At 37.8% G+C, this 19143-nt stretch carries 14 protein-coding genes; all 14 read right to left on the bottom strand.

The genetic code is table 11. The features are described from left to right. Positions 1–67 precede the first annotated feature (67 nt). Positions 68–1357: a glutamate-1-semialdehyde 2,1-aminomutase gene (gene hemL, locus MHH87_RS11995; RefSeq protein ID WP_340749540.1), complete on the bottom strand. Its 1290-nt coding sequence runs from the start codon at positions 1355–1357 to the stop codon at positions 68–70. A 1-nt stretch (position 1358) separates the two neighbouring features. Further along, the gene (gene hemB, locus MHH87_RS12000; RefSeq protein ID WP_340749541.1) at positions 1359–2339 is read right to left on the bottom strand and encodes a porphobilinogen synthase; all 981 of its coding nucleotides are present in this window, start codon (positions 2337–2339) and stop codon (positions 1359–1361) included. Beyond that, on the bottom strand, positions 2336–3091 hold the full coding sequence (locus MHH87_RS12005) for a uroporphyrinogen-III synthase (RefSeq protein ID WP_340749542.1): 756 nt from the start codon (positions 3089–3091) through the stop codon (positions 2336–2338). The genes hemB and MHH87_RS12005 overlap by 4 nt, the downstream gene beginning before the upstream one ends. Continuing rightward, positions 3081–4013: a hydroxymethylbilane synthase gene (hemC, locus tag MHH87_RS12010; protein ID WP_340749543.1), complete on the bottom strand. Its 933-nt coding sequence runs from the start codon at positions 4011–4013 to the stop codon at positions 3081–3083. Before hemC ends, MHH87_RS12005 begins: the two co-directional genes overlap by 11 nt. A gap of 18 nt (positions 4014–4031) precedes the next feature. After that, positions 4032–4859, bottom strand: a complete 828-nt coding sequence (locus MHH87_RS12015) for a cytochrome c biogenesis protein (protein WP_340749544.1) — start codon at positions 4857–4859, stop codon at positions 4032–4034. Positions 4860–4985: 126 nt separating this feature from the next. Further along, positions 4986–6344, bottom strand: coding sequence for a glutamyl-tRNA reductase (gene hemA / locus MHH87_RS12020; RefSeq protein WP_340749545.1), 1359 nt, complete (start codon positions 6342–6344; stop codon positions 4986–4988). A 197-nt stretch (positions 6345–6541) separates the two neighbouring features. Next, positions 6542–9517: a vWA domain-containing protein gene (locus MHH87_RS12025; protein WP_340749546.1), complete on the bottom strand. Its 2976-nt coding sequence runs from the start codon at positions 9515–9517 to the stop codon at positions 6542–6544. 11 nt (positions 9518–9528) lie between these two features. Continuing rightward, the gene (locus MHH87_RS12030) at positions 9529–10956 is read right to left on the bottom strand and encodes an S-layer homology domain-containing protein (RefSeq protein ID WP_340749547.1); all 1428 of its coding nucleotides are present in this window, start codon (positions 10954–10956) and stop codon (positions 9529–9531) included. 155 nt (positions 10957–11111) lie between these two features. Then, positions 11112–12758, bottom strand: a complete 1647-nt coding sequence (locus MHH87_RS12035) for a phosphate ABC transporter ATPase (RefSeq protein WP_340749548.1) — start codon at positions 12756–12758, stop codon at positions 11112–11114. A gap of 201 nt (positions 12759–12959) precedes the next feature. Then, positions 12960–13133, bottom strand: a complete 174-nt coding sequence (locus MHH87_RS12040) for a YjfB family protein (protein WP_340749549.1) — start codon at positions 13131–13133, stop codon at positions 12960–12962. Positions 13134–13263: 130 nt separating this feature from the next. Next, positions 13264–13845, bottom strand: a complete 582-nt coding sequence (yihA, locus tag MHH87_RS12045; RefSeq protein ID WP_340749550.1) for a ribosome biogenesis GTP-binding protein YihA/YsxC — start codon at positions 13843–13845, stop codon at positions 13264–13266. Between the two features lie 5 nt (positions 13846–13850). Continuing rightward, positions 13851–16148, bottom strand: coding sequence for an endopeptidase La (gene lon, locus MHH87_RS12050; protein ID WP_340750985.1), 2298 nt, complete (start codon positions 16146–16148; stop codon positions 13851–13853). A 202-nt stretch (positions 16149–16350) separates the two neighbouring features. Continuing rightward, positions 16351–17619 (bottom strand): ATP-dependent protease ATP-binding subunit ClpX, encoded by a 1269-nt coding sequence (gene clpX, locus MHH87_RS12055; RefSeq protein ID WP_340749551.1) that lies wholly within the window; start codon positions 17617–17619, stop codon positions 16351–16353. 203 nt (positions 17620–17822) lie between these two features. Then, entirely contained in the window at positions 17823–19112 is a 1290-nt protein-coding gene (gene tig, locus MHH87_RS12060; RefSeq protein WP_340749552.1) for a trigger factor, read from the bottom strand. Between the last annotated feature and the right edge of the window lie 31 nt (positions 19113–19143).

Below are 19143 nucleotides of genomic sequence, written 5' to 3' on the forward strand. Positions count from 1 at the left end.
AGTTGATGTCCTTACTTATATGGATGGGAAAGTTATCCTTTCTTATCCACCAAGAAAAAATAACAATTTAGCGTGCAAGCTTTGCAAACACCTTATGGAAAGCTTCTACTGTTTTAGCGATTTGTTCTTCTGTATGTGCAGTTGAGATAAATAAGCCCTCAAATTGTGATGGTGGTAGGAAGATTCCTTCTTCCGCCATTAATTTAAAGTATTCCGCAAATAATTCTAAATCAGATGTTTTTGCTGATTCAAAATCTACTACATCTTCATTTGTAAAGAAGTAGCCAATCATTGATCCAGCACGGTTTACTGTATGCGGGATATTGTATTTCGTTGCTGCCTCGCGGAAACCAGCTTCAAGTTGGTCTCCTAACTTCGTGAAGTACATGTACGATTCTTTGTTTAAACGAGATAATGTTTCGTATCCTGCCGTCATTGCAAGCGGATTACCCGATAACGTACCTGCTTGATAAATAGGTCCAGATGGGGCAATTTGCTCCATAATTTCACGTTTACCGCCGAATGCTCCTACAGGAAGTCCACCACCGATTACTTTGCCTAAGCAAGTAAGGTCCGGCTTAATGCCGAAGTATTCTTGTGCACAGCCGTAACCTACACGGAAGCCTGTCATTACTTCATCAAAAATAAGAACCGTCCCGTTTGTTTCTGTTAATTCGCGTAAGCCTTGGAGGAAGCCTGGTTGTGGTGGCACAACCCCCATATTCCCTGCGACTGGCTCTAAAATAACTGCTGCTAAATCTTTGCCGTATTTTTCGAACACAAGTTTCGCTGACTCTAAATCATTGTAAGCAACTGTTAATGTGTTTTTCGCAATATCTGCTGGAACACCAGGGCTATCAGGTAAACCAAGTGTAGCTACACCAGAACCCGCTTTAATTAATAATGAATCGCCATGACCGTGGTATGAACCTTCGAATTTCAGGATTTTGTCTCGACCAGTATAGCCACGAGCTAAGCGTAATGCTGACATTGTTGCCTCTGTACCAGAAGATACAAAACGAATCATTTCAACTGAAGGCAGGCGGTCCATTACAAGCTTTGCTAATTTATTTTCAGAAAGTGTTGGCGCACCAAATGAAGCACCTTTTGTTGCTTGCTCCTGGATTGCTGCAACTACTTCAGGATGTGTATGACCTAAAATTAGTGGGCCCCAAGATAATACATAGTCAATATATTCATTACCATCGATATCTTTAATAACTGCACCGTGACCAGATTCCATGAAGATTGGTTCCATGTTTACTGATTTGAATGCACGCACTGGGCTGTTTACACCACCTGGCATTAAATCAATTGCTTCTGTAAATGCTTGTTTTGAGTTTTCATATGAACGCATATTATTTCTCCCCTAACCAACGCGCCACGTCTTTTGCGTGATACGTAATAATTAATTCAGAACCAGCACGCTTCATGCCAAGTAATGTTTCCATTACAACTGATTTTTCATCAATCCAACCGTTAATTGCTGCCGCCTTCACCATTGCATATTCACCTGAAACATTGTACGCAACAATTGGTAATGGGAAGTTGTTTTTCACATCTCGGATAATATCAAGGTAAGCTAAAGCAGGTTTAACAATTAAGAAATCTGCACCCTCTTCAACGTCAGACGTCGCCTCGCGAATTGCTTCCATACGGTTTGATGGATCCATTTGGTACGTTTTACGGTCACCAAATTTTGGTGCGCCATCAGCAGCTTCACGGAATGGTCCATAGTAACCCGATGCATATTTAACGGCATAAGACATAATTGGAATATGTTCAAAACCAGCTGCATCTAAACCAGCACGTATCGCTGTAACAAAACCGTCCATCATATTAGATGGTGCGATGATGTCTGCGCCCGCTTCAGCTTGAGAAATCGCAGTTTGCGCAAGAAGATTTAAAGAAGGGTCGTTTAAGATTTTCTCTCCTTCTACTACACCACAATGTCCATGATTTGTAAATTCACAAAGACAAGTATCTGCGACAACTAACAGCTCCGGGTGACGCTCTTTAATGAAACGTGTCGCCTTTTGAACGATACCATGATCATGGTAAGCGCCAGAACCAACCGCATCCTTTTCTGCTGGCAAGCCGAATAAAATAACAGCCGAAATACCTAATGTTACAACTTCATCAATTTCTTCACCTAAATTATCTAAAGAAAATTGGAAGACACCTGGCATCGAAGAAACTGGATTTTTAATATTTTCGCCTTCAATAACGAAAATCGGGTAAATTAGATCTTCCTTGTGTAAATACGTTTCTTTCACCAAGGCACGCATACCCGCACTTTGACGAAGACGGCGATGTCTTTGGAAATATAATTCTGTCATTGTTTTGTTTCCTCCAATATTAGTTGTTCAATTACCGCTTGCATTGTATACGTTTCTGGTTGAACATACACCGACACACCTACTTGTTGTAATGCGCTAGCAGTTATATGGCCAATCGCTGCGGCTTTCACTCGGTTCCAGCCAACCATTGGCACGATATTCTCATCAAAAACCTTTACTGCAGATGGGCTAGCAAAAATAACGATGGCCTCCGTTTCTTGCAATGTCCAAATAAATGGTTCTATAAACTCTCTATTTTCAACCGTTTCATAAACTGTCCATTCTACTACATCAAACGGCAAGCCTTCTTTAATTGTCGGCTTCGCTAAGCTGCCACGTAAAAATAAGCAACGCGGTGAATCGCCTGCGACTGCAGGAAACTCCTGCACGAACACATCTGCACTAAAAATAGACGGGATAAAGTGAACCGTAAAGCCTTGCGCTTCTAGTAGCGCAGCCGTTTTAGTTCCAACAGCCGCCACTTTACTATTAATATCAGCTGCTGTTATATGTGCACGATTTATTTTATCGATAAAAGCCTCTACAGCATTTTGACTCGTAAATATAAGCCAGTTGAAGCTTGCGAACTCGGTGATATGCACATCATCTTCAACCAAATGTTCCTGTATGCGGATTAAAGGGAAAACGGCAACCGTACCGCCATTTTCCCTTACTTGTTGCTTTACCTCTGTCGTTTTGGCAGAGCCTGTTAGAATAATTGTTTTACCCTTAAGCGGTAAATTAGTTGGCATCTTGCTCAGCCTTCACTTTTTGGATTAAGTCGAACGCTCCTTGCTCTGTTAACACGCGTGCAACTTCTTTCCCTACTGCATTCGCATCTGTACCTGATACTGTTTCTTTATAAGCCACTGATGCGTCTGGTGCTGCAACTAAACCTGTAAGCGTGATTTGTTCGCCTTCAACTACTGCATACCCGGCGATTGGTACCTGACAGCCGCCATCCATTGCTGCAAGGAAAGAACGCTCTGCATGAGCAGATTGCCAAGTTGAAGCATCTGTCAATTTTGCGAGCTCGGCAAGTAACTCTGCATCATCTTCGCGACACTCAATTCCTAATGAACCTTGCGCTACTGCTGGTAAGCATACATCGATATCTAAATACTCTGTTACCACTTCATCGCTCCATCCAAGACGTTTAAGTCCTGCAGCAGCTAAAATAATGGCATCGTACTCTTCTGTTTCAAGTTTTGCTAAACGTGTATCAACATTGCCGCGAATCCATTTAATTTCAAGGTCTGGACGAGCTGCAAGTAGCTGTGCGCTACGACGAAGTGAACTTGTCCCAACTACAGCACCTTGCGAAAGGTCTGCAAATTTTACATGGCCTTTTGAAATGAATGCATCACGTGCATCCTCACGTGGAGGAATACAGCCGATTACTAAGCCTTCTGGTAATACTGCTGGCATATCCTTCATTGAGTGTACAGCAAAGTCGATTTCTTTATCATATAGTGCTTGTTCGATTTCTTTAACGAATAAGCCTTTACCGCCTACTTTAGAAAGCTGTACGTCTAAAATACGGTCACCTTTTGTTACGATTTCTTTTATTTCAAAATCGAATGGGACACCCGCTGCTTTTAATTCATTAATAAACCAATTCGTTTGCGTTAATGCTAACTTACTTTTACGTGAACCTACAATAATTTTTCTCAACCAAATCCGACCTTTCTGTTAATACCATAGATGGAAATTTGATAATTTACTGCCTAGGAAGAAGTTAATGACGACGAGTAAAAATGTATAAATTTGAACCCATGCATACGTCATACCTACCAGCTTTCCATTCCGGTGAAGTAATAAAATTGTTATATAAATAACGGTTAATATAAATGAACCGATAATTTTCACATCGAATACAGATAAACCGTCTAATGTCATTAAAGCCCATTCTAATCCCAATATCAAACTAATAAATAGTAAAGGCACCCCGAATAAAATCGAATTACTCATCCAGCTACTCATTTGCTGCAACGAAGGCAAGCGGGACCATAAATTATTAAATTTCTTCTGTTTTAATATACGATATAAAATTAAATACAGTACGGAAAAAACAAACGACAATGAAAATGCAGCATAAGACACAATGGCAAAGCAAATATGAATAAATAACATTTCTGACACGAGCGAATCTACAACATGCTGTGTTGTTTCATTCGGTGCAAATAAATGGATCGTTACAAAGACGAAACCTAATACATTTATGAAAAACACCGGCAAATCTACCCGCGCAATACAATGCAGCACAATCGATAATGTTGTAAGTAACCATGCATAGAAATATACACCTTCAAATAATGATAGTATCGGGAAGCGCTTTGTCTCAAAGATAAATAATAAAAAAAAGATGGTTTGTAAGGCCCATACGACTGACACTAGCCAAAATGCGATACGGCGGGCTCTTACCTGTTTATATAAATAATCGGTAAAATAAAAGACTAAGCTAAGCGCATAAAGAACAACCATCAGTTCATATAGTCTTGCCATCGTTATTTCTGTCATAAGCAACCCTTCTTCTTAATTCTAATGAACGTTCCCCTTAAAATGAAATTGTTTATTATAAAAAAAGCGTCTTCAGTATCTATAATTTTATCATATAGATACGAAAACGCTTATTTATTATTTTAGCTAATACGATAATCTAGGCTTAACAGACGAGTTACTTTGTATAGTTTGCGTACTTTCTTTTTCAGCTTGTTGCATTAAAACTTCTTGCTGAACTGCCTCTTCAATATTAAAAATCTGTTGGAATAATTGTAGCTGTTCATTCGCTTCCGAAGAGTTTGCCATTTCCTTTGCTTGAAGAATCGGATCCTTCAACAACTGATTTATAATTGATTTCGTATGCTTATTTAAAATTTTGCGTTCACGGTCCGTTAATTCTGGCATTTTGTTTTCAATGCTAACCATTGTTTCTTCCTGTATGCGAATCGCCTTTTTACGTAATGCAGAAATGACAGGTACAACACCGAGTGTTTTAAACCACTCTTTGAACACTATCACTTCTTCACTAATCATCTTTGTAATTTCATTTGCTGCTCGTTCACGTTCTGCAAGGTTCGCTTGCACAATCCCTTGTAAATCATCGATATCATATAAAAAGACATTTGGTAATTCGCCAATTTTCGGATCTAAATCCCGTGGAACAGCGATATCAACCATAAATAACGGATCTGCTTTACGGAGTTTCGCCACATGCTTCATTAAGTCATAATCGATAACATAATTTGTAGCACCTGTTGAGCTAATTAAAATATCTGCTTCCAGAAGTGAACATTGTAGCTCGTCCATTGATTTGGCATCTCCTTCAAATTTCGAAGCGAGATTTTGCGCCTTTTCAAATGTACGATTAATAACCGTTACTTTTCCTACGCCGTTCCCATAAAGATTTTGAATCGCTAGTTCACCCATTTTACCAGCACCTAAAATCGCGACGTGCTTGTTTTGTAATGAACCGAAAATCTTTTTCGCTAATTCTACAGCTGCATAAGAAACCGAAACAGCATTTTCTCCAATGGCTGTTTCGCTATGAGCTCGCTTAGCAAAAGTCACAACTTGCTTAAATAACTGATTGTATACAGTACCCGTTGTACCAATTTCTTGCCCTTGTAAAAAGCTCTTCTTCACTTGTCCTAAAATTTGCGTTTCTCCTAAGACCATTGAGTCGATTCCTGCCGTTACACGGAATAGATGATTCAGTGTTTCATCTTCCTCACGAATATATAAGTGTGCTTCAAATTGATCCATCGGAATATTAAACCAATCTGCTAAGAATTGCTTAATGTAAAAACGACCTGTATGCAACTGATCTACGACTGCATAAATTTCAGTCCGGTTGCATGTTGAGACAATTACATTTTCTAATATACTTTTTTTCTTTTGAAGCGCAGCCATTGCATTCGGTAAGTCACTCTCAATAAACGACAGCTTTTCACGAATTTCAACAGGCGCTGTTTTATAATTCAAGCCTACTACTAATGTATGCATGAACCCCCACACCTCACACGTTCTTAATTCATAAGTTTTATTTTAACATAAAAATGCATTGTTCATTCTAATATTTGTGAACATGCTATGAAATTAACCGTTATTCATTTTATAATTATTCTAATGTAAGTATAACAAATTACGACTATATTTTCAATTAAGGATTACTCTAAAAAAACTAGCAGGTATATTACCCGCTAGTTTTTAGCATTTAGTTCCACAGTTTTTGAAGCAATGATAGTGCCGTTGTTATCGTAAGCTTGAAATTCGACATCCGTATATAAGCTAAACGGTTTAAATTCATTTACGCTACGAGTTAGACGGAATGAAGTACTACCGCGATGTTGTAGATCATATGTGACACTACCACCTGTTGTCGTAAAAATTACAGCAACTGCATAGACATTATCACAATGTGTTGCAATACGTGCATCTAATATGACATTTGTTCGACTAATAGTCACGGATGAAACAGTAAATAACGAGTCTCCTGTTAAACAACTCTTATCAGAAACATTTGTGCCACATAAAATGCCATTGATGATTGATTGGAACACACCGTGTATATTTTGCACATCGGTTACATTAAAGTATTGACCGCCCGTTTCGGTTGAAATTTTACGCAATAAATCTTCTTGTACCTCTTTATACTCTCCAACCGCAACCGTATAGATTTTTACACCTTTTTCTTGTGCTTTTTTTATAGTTTGATCTATTTTTGATTTAGATGCTTTACCATCTGTTACAAGCACAATTGCTTTCGCCGTAAATTTATCGTCACTTAATTGTATTAATGCTTGTTCTAATGCTTTCGAAATATTTGTTCCGCCACCGCGACCAACATAATCAAGTAAGCCAGTCGTTGCTGCAACTGTTTCTGCTGCCCCTTGTGTTTCTAATGTCGCATTTGTATTAAAACGATACACATAGTTTTTTTCCGCACCAACTTGGCGAATCATTTCTTTAACTTTTTGTGCAATATAGTTGTTTGGATCCGATTTACGAGTAGAACCTGAATGATCTACTACATAAGCAACTTCCGCAGCGCCCTTACAAACATTTTGCACAAATTTTGAATTAGTGAATATCTTTTGCGAAAATGATTTTCCTTTTAAATCCGCTAATAGTCGCTCATAACGCGAATCCATTGTTTTAATTTTGGCTGTTGCTATTGAATTTCCGTAAATAATATCGTCATAGTACACGACAGCAGATCCAGGGTATCCTGTATTATTATTGTAATCTGACGTATTTGTATTAAACGACACTGTACGTGTAACACCATTAAAAGTAATTTCAACATCTCCTCGGAAGTCGCGAATTACCTGACCTCCTGGAGCAACAACATTGACAATTACTTTCGTGTACCGATCCATTCCTTCTGGACGCTGAGCCAACTCTTCGCCTTGTTTTAGAATAGCAATTTTAGAAACAGCACCCTCTAGTTTACCAATATACTCTGCAAACTCTTTTTGTAACATATTTTTATCAATTTGGCCTAACTTATCATAAATCGCCTTAATTGCTTTAACGCTATCCTCATGTACTAATGTTACGTTGTCTGCTTTAGGTAATAAGTTGATTAAATATATAACCGTTGCATGAATGTTCGACTTAAACTGATTTAAAAAGCTTTCACTCATAATGTCTTGTAAATCATATGTCGGAACACCTTGTTCATTGATTGAATAGTAAACGGTAGCCTTACCGATACCGCCTCCTCCTTTTTCATCGCCTTCGATCATGTAATCTAAGATTTGTTCAAATAACCAAACCGAAATGATTTGACCACCCAATTTAAGCTCGGCACCATAATATTTGGCGTCTACCACCTTCACTTCTCCACTTACTAATCCCGTTGTTGGACTTGTAAAGTTCTCATGCTTTGTCCCATTAAATACTTTATTTTCTTCGTCAAAACTTGTAATTTGAATTAGACTATTTGGTGTCGCATCTTGTAAGGTGCTTACACCAGTAGCATTAGGCAATAATACTTGGGCTGGCGGCGCAATTGGTGGAATTGTTGGTAGTACATTACCACCTGACCAATCTGGCTGATTTGAATCAAAAACTTCATAGGTAATACGTAGCTCAGCTTTTGGCACATAGCGAACTCCTACTTCAATTACTTGACCCTTAAACGTGTAGAAATTCGGGTCATCGTTATTCACTAGCTCAAATCGAATTGTATCTTTATATGATTTTGTTAAAGCTGGTGCTGTAACGAATACGTTTAATTCAGGTCCATCGGAAAATACCGTTTTTACTTCCTCACTCTTGGCAGTTCCTGTTTCAGAAAATTTCGCATCCACTTCTGATGTTACTTTAAACTCTAGTGATGTATCATACGGAATGTCATTGCCATAGCTATCTTTTAATTGAATTGTAATTAGCGATGAATCAACACCATTTGCATTCAGTTCTTCCGTAGATACCGAAATATCTTTGACTGCTTTATAAATGCTTGGGCGATTTGTTTTATCATCTGTATTCTCACCTGGTGTTGTTGGAAGTTCCACAACACCATTTGAAGATTCTACAAAATTCGAAGGTAGCGTAATTTTATTATCGTCCTTTCCAGTAGAAGCACTCGATAGACCTTCTAATGCAATACCACCTTTCTTTGCAATACGGTACATAAATACCGCCATATCACCGCGCGTAATATTTTTGTTTGGTGAATAGTCCTCATACGTGCGCTTACCTGTAGTTCCCGTCGTAATCTCGTTAGTATATAAATATTGAACAGCTTGTACTTCTGATAAATCTAGGCCATTCATCGCAGCATAAAGACGCGCAAAATGTCCTCGTGAAACATTGGCATTACGTTTTGCAGATACAGATACACCATATAATGGGATATATAAATCACCATAGTACGCATATAACATATCTTTGTCATAGCCGAAGTGATAATTTTTATCTAACTTTGCAATCATCGTCAGCATTTGCCATTCCGTTACAAGTGTATAAGTTTGGAATTTTCCACCTGAGTATAAATTTAGCAACTCATTTTCAATTGCCCATTTTGCTGATTTGTATTTAGCATCGCTCGTTTTAATGTCCGTAATTGTAGTTGATGCTGCTTCTGTTGTCGCAACAGGCATCACCATTGTATACAAAAGAATGAAACATAAAAGTAAAGCAAAGCCCTTTTTTATCGTTTTCTTCATATAATCGCTCCTTAATCGAAGAACAGAATGTCATCACGGAAATTTTGTTTTAAGTCCGTTTCTAAGTACTCTAAGAAACGGATCATAATGGCTGATGCTTGTGCACGTGTTAATTTATCTTTTGGATTAAATTTTCCATTACTACCTGACATTAATCCTAGTTCTGTTATGACATAAATTGAATCCCGTGCATAGTCTGTAATTTTGTAATCATCTTTGTAAATTGTCTTATATCCTGGATCAGGCGCTTTTCCTTCTAATCCTAATGCACGCACTAAAATCGTTGCTGCTTGTTGACGCGTTAAAAAGCCTTCTGGTTCAAATGTTGTTGAAGTCACACCTTTAATAACACCTTTATCAACTGCTGATTTTAAGTAGTTATAATCTTTTGTCGTACTTTTTACATCTTTAAATACGCTTGTTGTTTTTTTCTTCGTCTTTTCTTCTAATACACGAAGGTCAATCGCCTTACCAACCGCTACTGCAAAATCGTAGCGTTGCATCGGTGTATTAGGCGAGAAGAAGTTAGATTGGTCATCTAAAATGCCTAATGAATATAGTTTTTCAATGCTTTCTTTTGCCCAGTTTGACGATAAATCACGGAACTTCGGCAATATTAGACGCTCAATTCGTGGCATATATTCGATATCCAGATCCACTGTACCTGAAGCAGCTGGTAATCCATATGTATATTCAGAAATCGTATCTGCTGAACTAATTACCGCATACCCACCATTAAAACTTGATAACGAAGATCCATTTTCCTCATAATTTAATGTACGTGATTTAGTTGTAGATACACGGTTCTTCACTGTACCAATTTCACCATTATTAAACACAATTTCATAATCTGTAATTTGTGTCTCTGTAGCACCCCAGAAGTTTTCGTAGCCTTCATGACGACTATCTACGTTCACTAATACCGTTTGAATATTCGGAGCCTTCCCTACTGTATACGTTTTACGGGCAATTGCATTTCCTGAATAATAATCAGAAGCGGGACGTTTATCTGTAATCGCACTTTTTGATAATTGATAGTCTGATAAAGTATATGTCGAATTACCTACTACAAATTTCTCAGTGAATTTCGTAACCTCGCCTGTAGCCGTACTTTGACCAATTTGATCATAGTTTGTTACTTCTGAAACATATGTAAAGTTACGCGTTAGTTTTTCTCCATTTGACCCTGTTAACGTAAATTTATATGTTTCTGTTAGCTTGCCCTTGCTTTCCTTCACTGTAACTGTTGCGTTTTTACTTGTACCTGTTACTTTAATTGGCTTACCTGAAATAAATACGTATTCCTCATATGTATACTCATTCTTAATACCACCATTTAAATCAATCGTTTGAGCAGAAACAAATTTAGGAATAGCTAAAATGGAAAGCAATAGAACAGTAAAAACCATTAACAACGGTATTTTTTTATAGTTTTTCACGTAGAACAGTCCCTCTTTTCCTTTAGTTTATTAGAAAGACATGCCTTGCTGAAAATAAGGCAAGTCGGCGTCCTCCTTTTGTTGTATTAAAAGTTTATACTTCTTCACAACGAAAATGGAGATGGCATGTAGGGACCCCTACATGCCTCTCTTAATTATTCGTTTACTAAAATTACATGTGTTTCAAGCTCGCTGTTCATTAGCATGACAACCCGGTCTGAACGTTTCAACTCATTAGGCTGAATGACTTTACCGTTCTTAATAATCATAACTTTTGTTAGTTCTACTTTCGTTTCACCGAAGTATGACCATTCTCCGCCGTTTATCCACTGGCTAACATCTTTTACATCAATTGAGTTATTGCCAACTTTATCAATTCGTCCTGTTAATGTCAGTTCTGTTCGTGGTTCGTCCAACATAATATGCATCGCTTGTATATGACCATCTTTCACATAGAAGTAGCCATAATCACCTTCATTAGCTACAAGCTCTGTTTCAGGGAAGATTTTGAACGGTTTTGAACCATCAACTACCACTGCATTTGTTGAGTTACTAAACGAGAACACTGGATCACCTTTATATGATTTCCAGAAGTTATTCTCAAATATCTCTAGTCCATCTAGCTCTACTCTATATGCTTCTAAGTCTGCCAAATAAATTTGACCAAAGTATAGTTTGTGAGATGATAAATTTGGTGAAGTAAAACTATCATTCGTAATGTTTACGACATGCGCAAATTGGCTACTAGTATTACCGTCCGTTAAAATATAAGCTGTCCCCTTTGAGGCTAATGATGTAGGTTCAACTAAGCGCCCGTTACGTACTAAAATGGAACCATCATGATAGTAGAAGTTGTTTTTTAAATTTGCAAGCTTAAAATAACCATATTTTGTATTCACTTCAGAAAGTGATTGGTAGAATGAACGTTCATTTTTAGCTAACACAATAATCTTTGTCACTACTTCTTTACTAAATTGCTTCAATGATACATAATATATTTCGCTATTTTTATAGTTCTTTAATTGATTTTTAGTAATTTTTTTATTTCCAACATAAATTGATGTACTGTTTGAGAAACCAAATGTATTTATATCCGTTATTACACGTTCACCAAATAACCAGTTCGTAAACGGATGTGCATTTTTTACTGTAAATTTATTCGACGTCGTATTAACTGTTTGTAAGGTTGCTTTGTATAAATTTTCAACCAAAACACCTGTTGCAATTATTTCAATTTCAGATGGAATTGACGTTGATGTGGATGAAAACTTGAGTTTCACACGATCTCCCTCATATAAAGCACTCAAATCGACTGTCGAAGAACCTTTAATAAATTCCGTATTGTTATTTATGTAATAAGTTGTATCTCTTCCTTTATCTACCTTCACTTTAACAAACATACCATTTGCATCAATTTGTGTAACAACACCTGCTTTTTGCTTACTATTCGTTGTAATCTCACCTTGCTCGACATCCGATGTACCGCGCATCTCTTTTACTTTACGTAAGTTCAATGATACAGTCACTTGCATCCCTGCTTTAAATCCATTAATTGTCGTTAAAGTATTATTAATATACAGGCGTGCACTTGAATCGATGTTAAATGTGGACGTTTTTCCTGCACTATTTTGCAATGTCACCTTGCTTAATGTTTTTTCAACTGTACCATCTTTTAGTTCAATTTCGTTGTATGTAACGTTTACAAATGTGTATGTCGTTGATGCTTCAGCTGTTTGACCAAGTGGTATTGCTGCCAAAGCAAAAATAATTGCTATTAAAATTGGTGAAATTTTTCTAAGCAATTGTTTCGCCTCCTTAATATTACTCATATGCAATAAATTATATCCAAATAATAACTACAAGTCTCCAATATAAAAGGTTTATTTACCTTCGTATTATTACGCTCATTCCCTTTCCAAGTATATCAAACTACTCATCTATAACCAAATCATCACTAAAAAAGAAAATAGAGGGAATTTTAAATTACTCATGCACTTCAAAGTTCAAGTAGAGAGGTCGACCATTTGACCAGCAGTTGGATGAGGTGCGTCAATCATTTCTACAATTTGCGCTGAACTTTGTTGCTGAAATTCCACCACCTGTTTTACGATCGTTAATGAAACATTTTGCATTAATTGTTCTTGATGTAATGAAATTGATAGTGCTGCAATATCCATAGTTGCACCTCCTAAATTTATTATCGGACAGCACTAGCATTCATCAAGGTTTTCTCCCATTTTTCGAAAATAAAAAAAGATGTTGCGACTATTTACAAAAGTAAATGTCGAAACATCTTTTCATTATAAACTACATACGACTTTCAATTTCGCCCCATGCTTCATCAAACCCAAGACCTTTTTCAGAGGAGAATACGATGAGTGGATCAGTGGAGTCCATTTCGAGTGTATCTTTAACGATTTTTTTATGCTTATCCCATTTTCCTTTAGGGATTTTATCCGCTTTTGTCGCAACGACAATTACGGGAATGTTGTAATGCTTTAAGAAATCATACATCATGCAGTCATCCCCAGTTGGTGGGTGACGGAGATCGACAATTAATACGACCGCTTTTAAAATTTCTCGTGCAGTGAAGTAACGTTCAATCATTTTCCCCCACGCTGCACGCTCAGATTTTGATACTTTTGCATAACCGTAACCTGGTACGTCAACGAAAAACAACTGCTCTTCAATTTTATAGAAGTTTAGTGTTTGCGTTTTCCCTGGCTTTGACGAAATACGCGCCATTGCCTTACGTCCGATCATACGGTTAATGAATGAAGATTTACCTACGTTTGAGCGCCCAGCAAGCGCAAATTCCGGTAGGCCATCCTCTGGGTATTGTTCTGGTCTAACGGCACTAATGACCATTTCGACGTTATGGACTTTCATTTTCCTTAAAAACCTCCATCTAGCGCTAAAGCAAGCACTTCCTCCGCTTGAGACACTAGTTTAAATGTGAGTTGCTCACGAATTGTCTCTGGAATATCATCAATGTCACGTTCATTATCTTTCGGTAAAATAATTGTCGTTAATCCCGCACGGTGCGCACTTAGTGATTTTTCTTTCAGTCCACCGATTGGTAAAACGCGACCGCGTAAAGTAATTTCACCTGTCATGCCTACTTCACGTTTAATTGCTTTACCTGTAATTGCTGAAACGATCGCTGTAGCCATAGTAATCCCCGCAGAAGGACCGTCTTTTGGTACAGCACCTTCAGGAACGTGAATATGAAGATCATGCTGGTCGAAATAACTAGCATCCACCCCTAATTTATGTGTAAGTGAACGCACATACGACAGCGCTGTTTGAGCAGATTCCTTCATGACATCGCCAAGCTTCCCTGTAAGTTGAAGTTTCCCTTTTCCTGGTGTTAATGAAACTTCAATTTGTAGCGTATCGCCACCGACTGTTGTATAGGCAAGACCGGTTGCAACGCCTACTTGGTTTTCTGTTTCAGCTTGACCGTAACGGAAGCGATGCTTACCAAGCATTTCCTGTAGCACCTTAGAACTTACTGTTACTTTCTTTTTCTCACCTGAAACAATTATTTTTGCAGCTTTACGACAAACCGTTGCTACTTGACGTTCTAACCCACGAACGCCAGCCTCACGTGTATAATAACGAATTAAATCTGTAATCGCTTCGTCCTTTATTACGATGTGTGCTTTTTTCAAGCCGTGCTCTTTCGTTTGCTTAGGAATAAGGTGATTTTTCGTAATCATTGTTTTCTCTAATTCCGTGTATCCCGCAATTGAAATCACTTCCATACGGTCAAGTAATGGCCCTGGAATTGTGCTTAAATCGTTTGCAGTTGCAATAAATAATACGTCAGATAAATTGTACGACTCTTCAATATAATGATCACTAAATGTACCATTTTGTTCCGGATCTAGCACTTCGAGCATAGCTGCAGAAGGGTCCCCACGGAAATCATTCGACATTTTATCGATTTCATCAAGTAAAAATACAGGATTGATCGTACCCGCTTTTTTCATCCCTTGAATAATTCGACCTGGCATTGCCCCAACATACGTACGGCGATGACCACGAATTTCTGACTCGTCACGAACTCCACCAAGCGAAATACGCACGAATTTGCGATCCAAGCTTTCCGCAATTGAGCGTGCCAAACTTGTTTTACCAACACCTGGAGGACCCACAAGGCAAAGAATAGGCCCGCGTAATGAATTCATTAATTGACGCACAGAAAGATATTCTAACACGCGCTCCTTCACTTTTTCCAGTCCATCATGATCACGGTCTAAAATTTCTCCAGCAACGGCAATATCAATTCGATCGGTCGTCTTCTTACTCCAAGGTAGAGATGCAAGCCATTCTACATAATTGCGAATAACGCCACTTTCAGCACTAGCAGCTGGTAATTTTTCGTAGCGGTCTAGTTCTTTCAAAGCAACTTTACGAGTCGATTCAGGCATACCTGATGCTTCGATTTTTTTACGAAGATCTGCTACCTCACCTGTTTTTCCGTCGCGATCACCGAGCTCTGTTTGAATGGCCTTCATTTGCTCGCGTAGGTAATATTCTTTTTGTGTACGTTCCATTGCTTGCTTTACTTTTGTGCTGATTTTCTTTTCTAAATTCAACACTTCCTGCTCATCATGCAAACGGATAATTAAATGGTCTAAACGCTTCTTCACATTAAATATCTCTAAAATTTCCTGCTTCTCTGCAACTTTAAAAGGCAAATGAGATGAAATCACATCTGCTAAACGCCCTGGCTCTTCAATATCAAGGACCGATTCAATCGTTTCTGTCGTAATTTTATTTGACGATTTAGCATACTTCTCAAAATACGTTAATACAGTACGCATGAGCGCCTCTGTTTCAGCATCCTTGAATGTTTCGTCTTCATGCACTTCAATGTCTACTACTGTAAAATCTTTGTCTTCACGGTAGTGTAGCATTTTTGCACGGTTGACACCCTCCACTAAAATGCGTAATGTTCCGTTCGGCAATTTTAGCATTTGTTTAACGTGGGCTAGCGTCCCTACTTTATATAAGTCCTGATTTTCTGGAGCTTCTACTCGCAAATCCTTTTGTGTTGCTAAAAAAATCGTATTATTACTCAACATCGCATGCTCTAGAGCAGCAACAGAACGATCTCGTCCAACATCAATATGTAAGACCATTGAAGGGTAAACGAGTAAACCTCTTAAAGGTAATAATGGCATATTATCTTCATTTTTTTTCACGCGGGTATTCACCTCCGTCCAAGTCTCTTTATAACAACCCGCATCTTTAGTATGTGTAAAAATAAATAGATTATTTGAAACAGCAAGATATGTATCATTTTACTTGTAAGAAAAAGCTGACTTTCGACTTGTACAAGTCTAAGTCAGCTAAGTTTAACATGTTACTCATCTAAAAATGTGATTATGCTGATGTTTTTTCATTGTCTTTGTTGTATTCTGTACCATCTTCTAGCAATAATTTTGGATTTGCTTTCTCCGTAATTGTCGCTGCTGTAATGACACATTTTTTAATATCCTCACGAGACGGTAGTTCAAACATTACATCTAGCATTGTTGATTCAATAATTGAACGTAAGCCACGTGCACCTGTTTTACGTTCGATTGCAAGCTTCGCAATTTCTACAAGTGCTGCATCTTCAAATTCAAGCTCTACATTATCTAGCTCAAGCATTTTTTGATATTGCTTGGCTAATGCATTTTTAGGCTCAGTTAATATTTGCACTAATGCATCTACATTTAACTGTTCTAATGTCGCAAGTATTGGTAAACGTCCGATAAATTCAGGAATTAGACCGAATTTCAGTAGGTCTTCCGGAATTAACTGAGACATTAACGTGCCTTCTTCTGCTTCTACTTTGTTTGGATTTGAACCAAAACCAATTACTTTTTCGCCTTGACGACGTTTAATAATTGATTCGATACCATCAAACGCACCACCCACGATAAATAAGATGTTTGATGTGTCGATTTGTAAAAATTCTTGGTGTGGGTGCTTACGTCCGCCTTGTGGAGGAACGCTCGCCACTGTACCTTCAAGAATTTTAAGTAATGCTTGTTGGACACCTTCACCTGATACATCACGTGTAATTGAAGGATTCTCTGATTTACGAGCGACTTTATCGATCTCGTCAATATAAATAATTCCTTTTTCTGCACGTTCAATATCGTAATCTGCCGCTTGAATTAATTTCAGTAGAATGTTTTCAACATCCTCCCCTACATAACCCGCTTCTGTTAAAGAAGTTGCGTCCGCGATTGCGAATGGTACGTTTAAAATACGTGCTAACGTTTGTGCTAATAATGTTTTACCACTACCAGTTGGTCCGATTAACACAATATTTGATTTTGATAATTCTACATCATCGATTTTTGAGTTTGAATTAATTCGTTTATAGTGATTGTACACAGCAACGGCTAATGCTTTCTTAGCACGTTCTTGTCCAATTACATATTCACCTAAAATCCCTAAAATTTCCTTCGGCTTCGGAATATCTTTGAACTCGATTTCCTCTTCAATGCCTAGCTCTTCTACAACGATTTCCGAGCATAACTCGATACATTCGTCACAAATATATACGCCTGGTCCAGCAACCAGTTTACGAACTTGTTCTTGTGGCTTTCCACAGAAAGAGCATTTTAAATTGCCTTTTTCATCATTAAATTTAAACAATTTGTTTCACCCCTATTCAAGCAACAATCTTACAAGATTATTCAATGTTTATCAAATAAATTGATTGAAGGATGTTGCTTTATATTGTTTGAGACCTATTATGTATAACTTTAAACTTTAGTAAATGTGATAAAACAAGGCACGGTTTATACCCGTACCTTGTTTCCAATAAACTTAACAATTGTTGCGTTCAGTATTCAATATTACTCAGAGATTTTAGCATTTTCAACTAAAAGCTCTACTGTTTTTTGAGTACGGATATCGTTCTCAAGAACAGCAGTACCGCCTAAAGCAGTAAGGATTTGCTCGTTTGTCATACCGAATTGAGCAGCCATTTTTTCAAGCTCTACGTTAATATCAGCTTCAGTTACTTCGATTGCTTCAGCTTTAGAAATTGCTTCTAAAGTTAAAGAAACGCGTACGCGGTTTTCAGCGTCAGCAGCCATTTGCTCACGTAAAGCAGCTTCGTCTTGACCAGAGAACTGGAAGTATAACTCAAGGTTCATACCTTGCATTTGTAAGCGTTGACCGAATTCTTGAACCATACGATCTACTTCTGTTTTAATCATTGCAGCTGGAATTTCCATTTCAGCATTTTCAGCAGCTTTTTCTACTAATTCATCGCGTAAAGTACCTTCTGATTCAGCTTCTTTTTGTGCTGCAGTTTGTTCTTTAATTTTTGCGCGTAAAGCTACTAATCCTTCTACTTCTGGATCGATTTCTTTAGCGAACTCGTCGTTTAATTCAGGAAGAACTTTTGTTTTAACTTCTTTCACTGTTACTTTGAAAGTAGCTTCTTTACCAGCTAATTCAGCAGCATGGTACTCTTCAGGGAAAGTAACAACTACGTCTTTTGCTTCGCCAGCTTTAACGCCAACTAATTGCTCTTCAAAGCCTGGGATGAATGAACCAGAACCGATTTCTAGTGCGTAATCTTCACCTTTACCACCTTCGAATGCTTCTTCACCTACGAAACCTTCGAAATCGATTGTAGCAGTGTCGCCAAGGACGATTGCTTCTTCTTCTTTAAGTTCTAATTCAGCTTTTTTAGCTAATTGTTCTTGGATTTGAGCTTCAACTTCTTCATCCGTTACAGCAGTTGGTAGTTTTGTAACTTCTAAGCCTTTGTAATCACCAAGTTTTGGTTCAGGTTTCACTGTTACTGTTGCAGTGTACGTGAAGTCTGTACCTTTTGCGAAGTTTTCAGTACCTTCGATTTCTGGGTAATCAACTGGATCAATACCAGCTTCATCTAATGCTGTTGGGTATGTTGTATTGATTACGATTTCTAAAGCATCTTGGTATAGCGCTTCTGCACCGTACATTTTTTCGAACATCGGACGAGGCATTTTCCCTTTACGGAAACCAGGTACGTTAATTTGTTTTACAACCTTTTTGAAAGCTTGATCTAAAGCTTTATCTACTTCTGTTGCAGGTACGTCGATTGTTAATAAACCTTGGTTACCTTCTTGTTTTTCCCATTTTACTGACATTTATATTACCTCCAAAGTTAGTTTACGTTTG

The sequence above is a fragment of the Solibacillus sp. FSL H8-0538 genome (assembly GCF_038003525.1).
In the GTDB taxonomy this organism is placed as follows: domain Bacteria; phylum Bacillota; class Bacilli; order Bacillales_A; family Planococcaceae; genus JBBOPI01.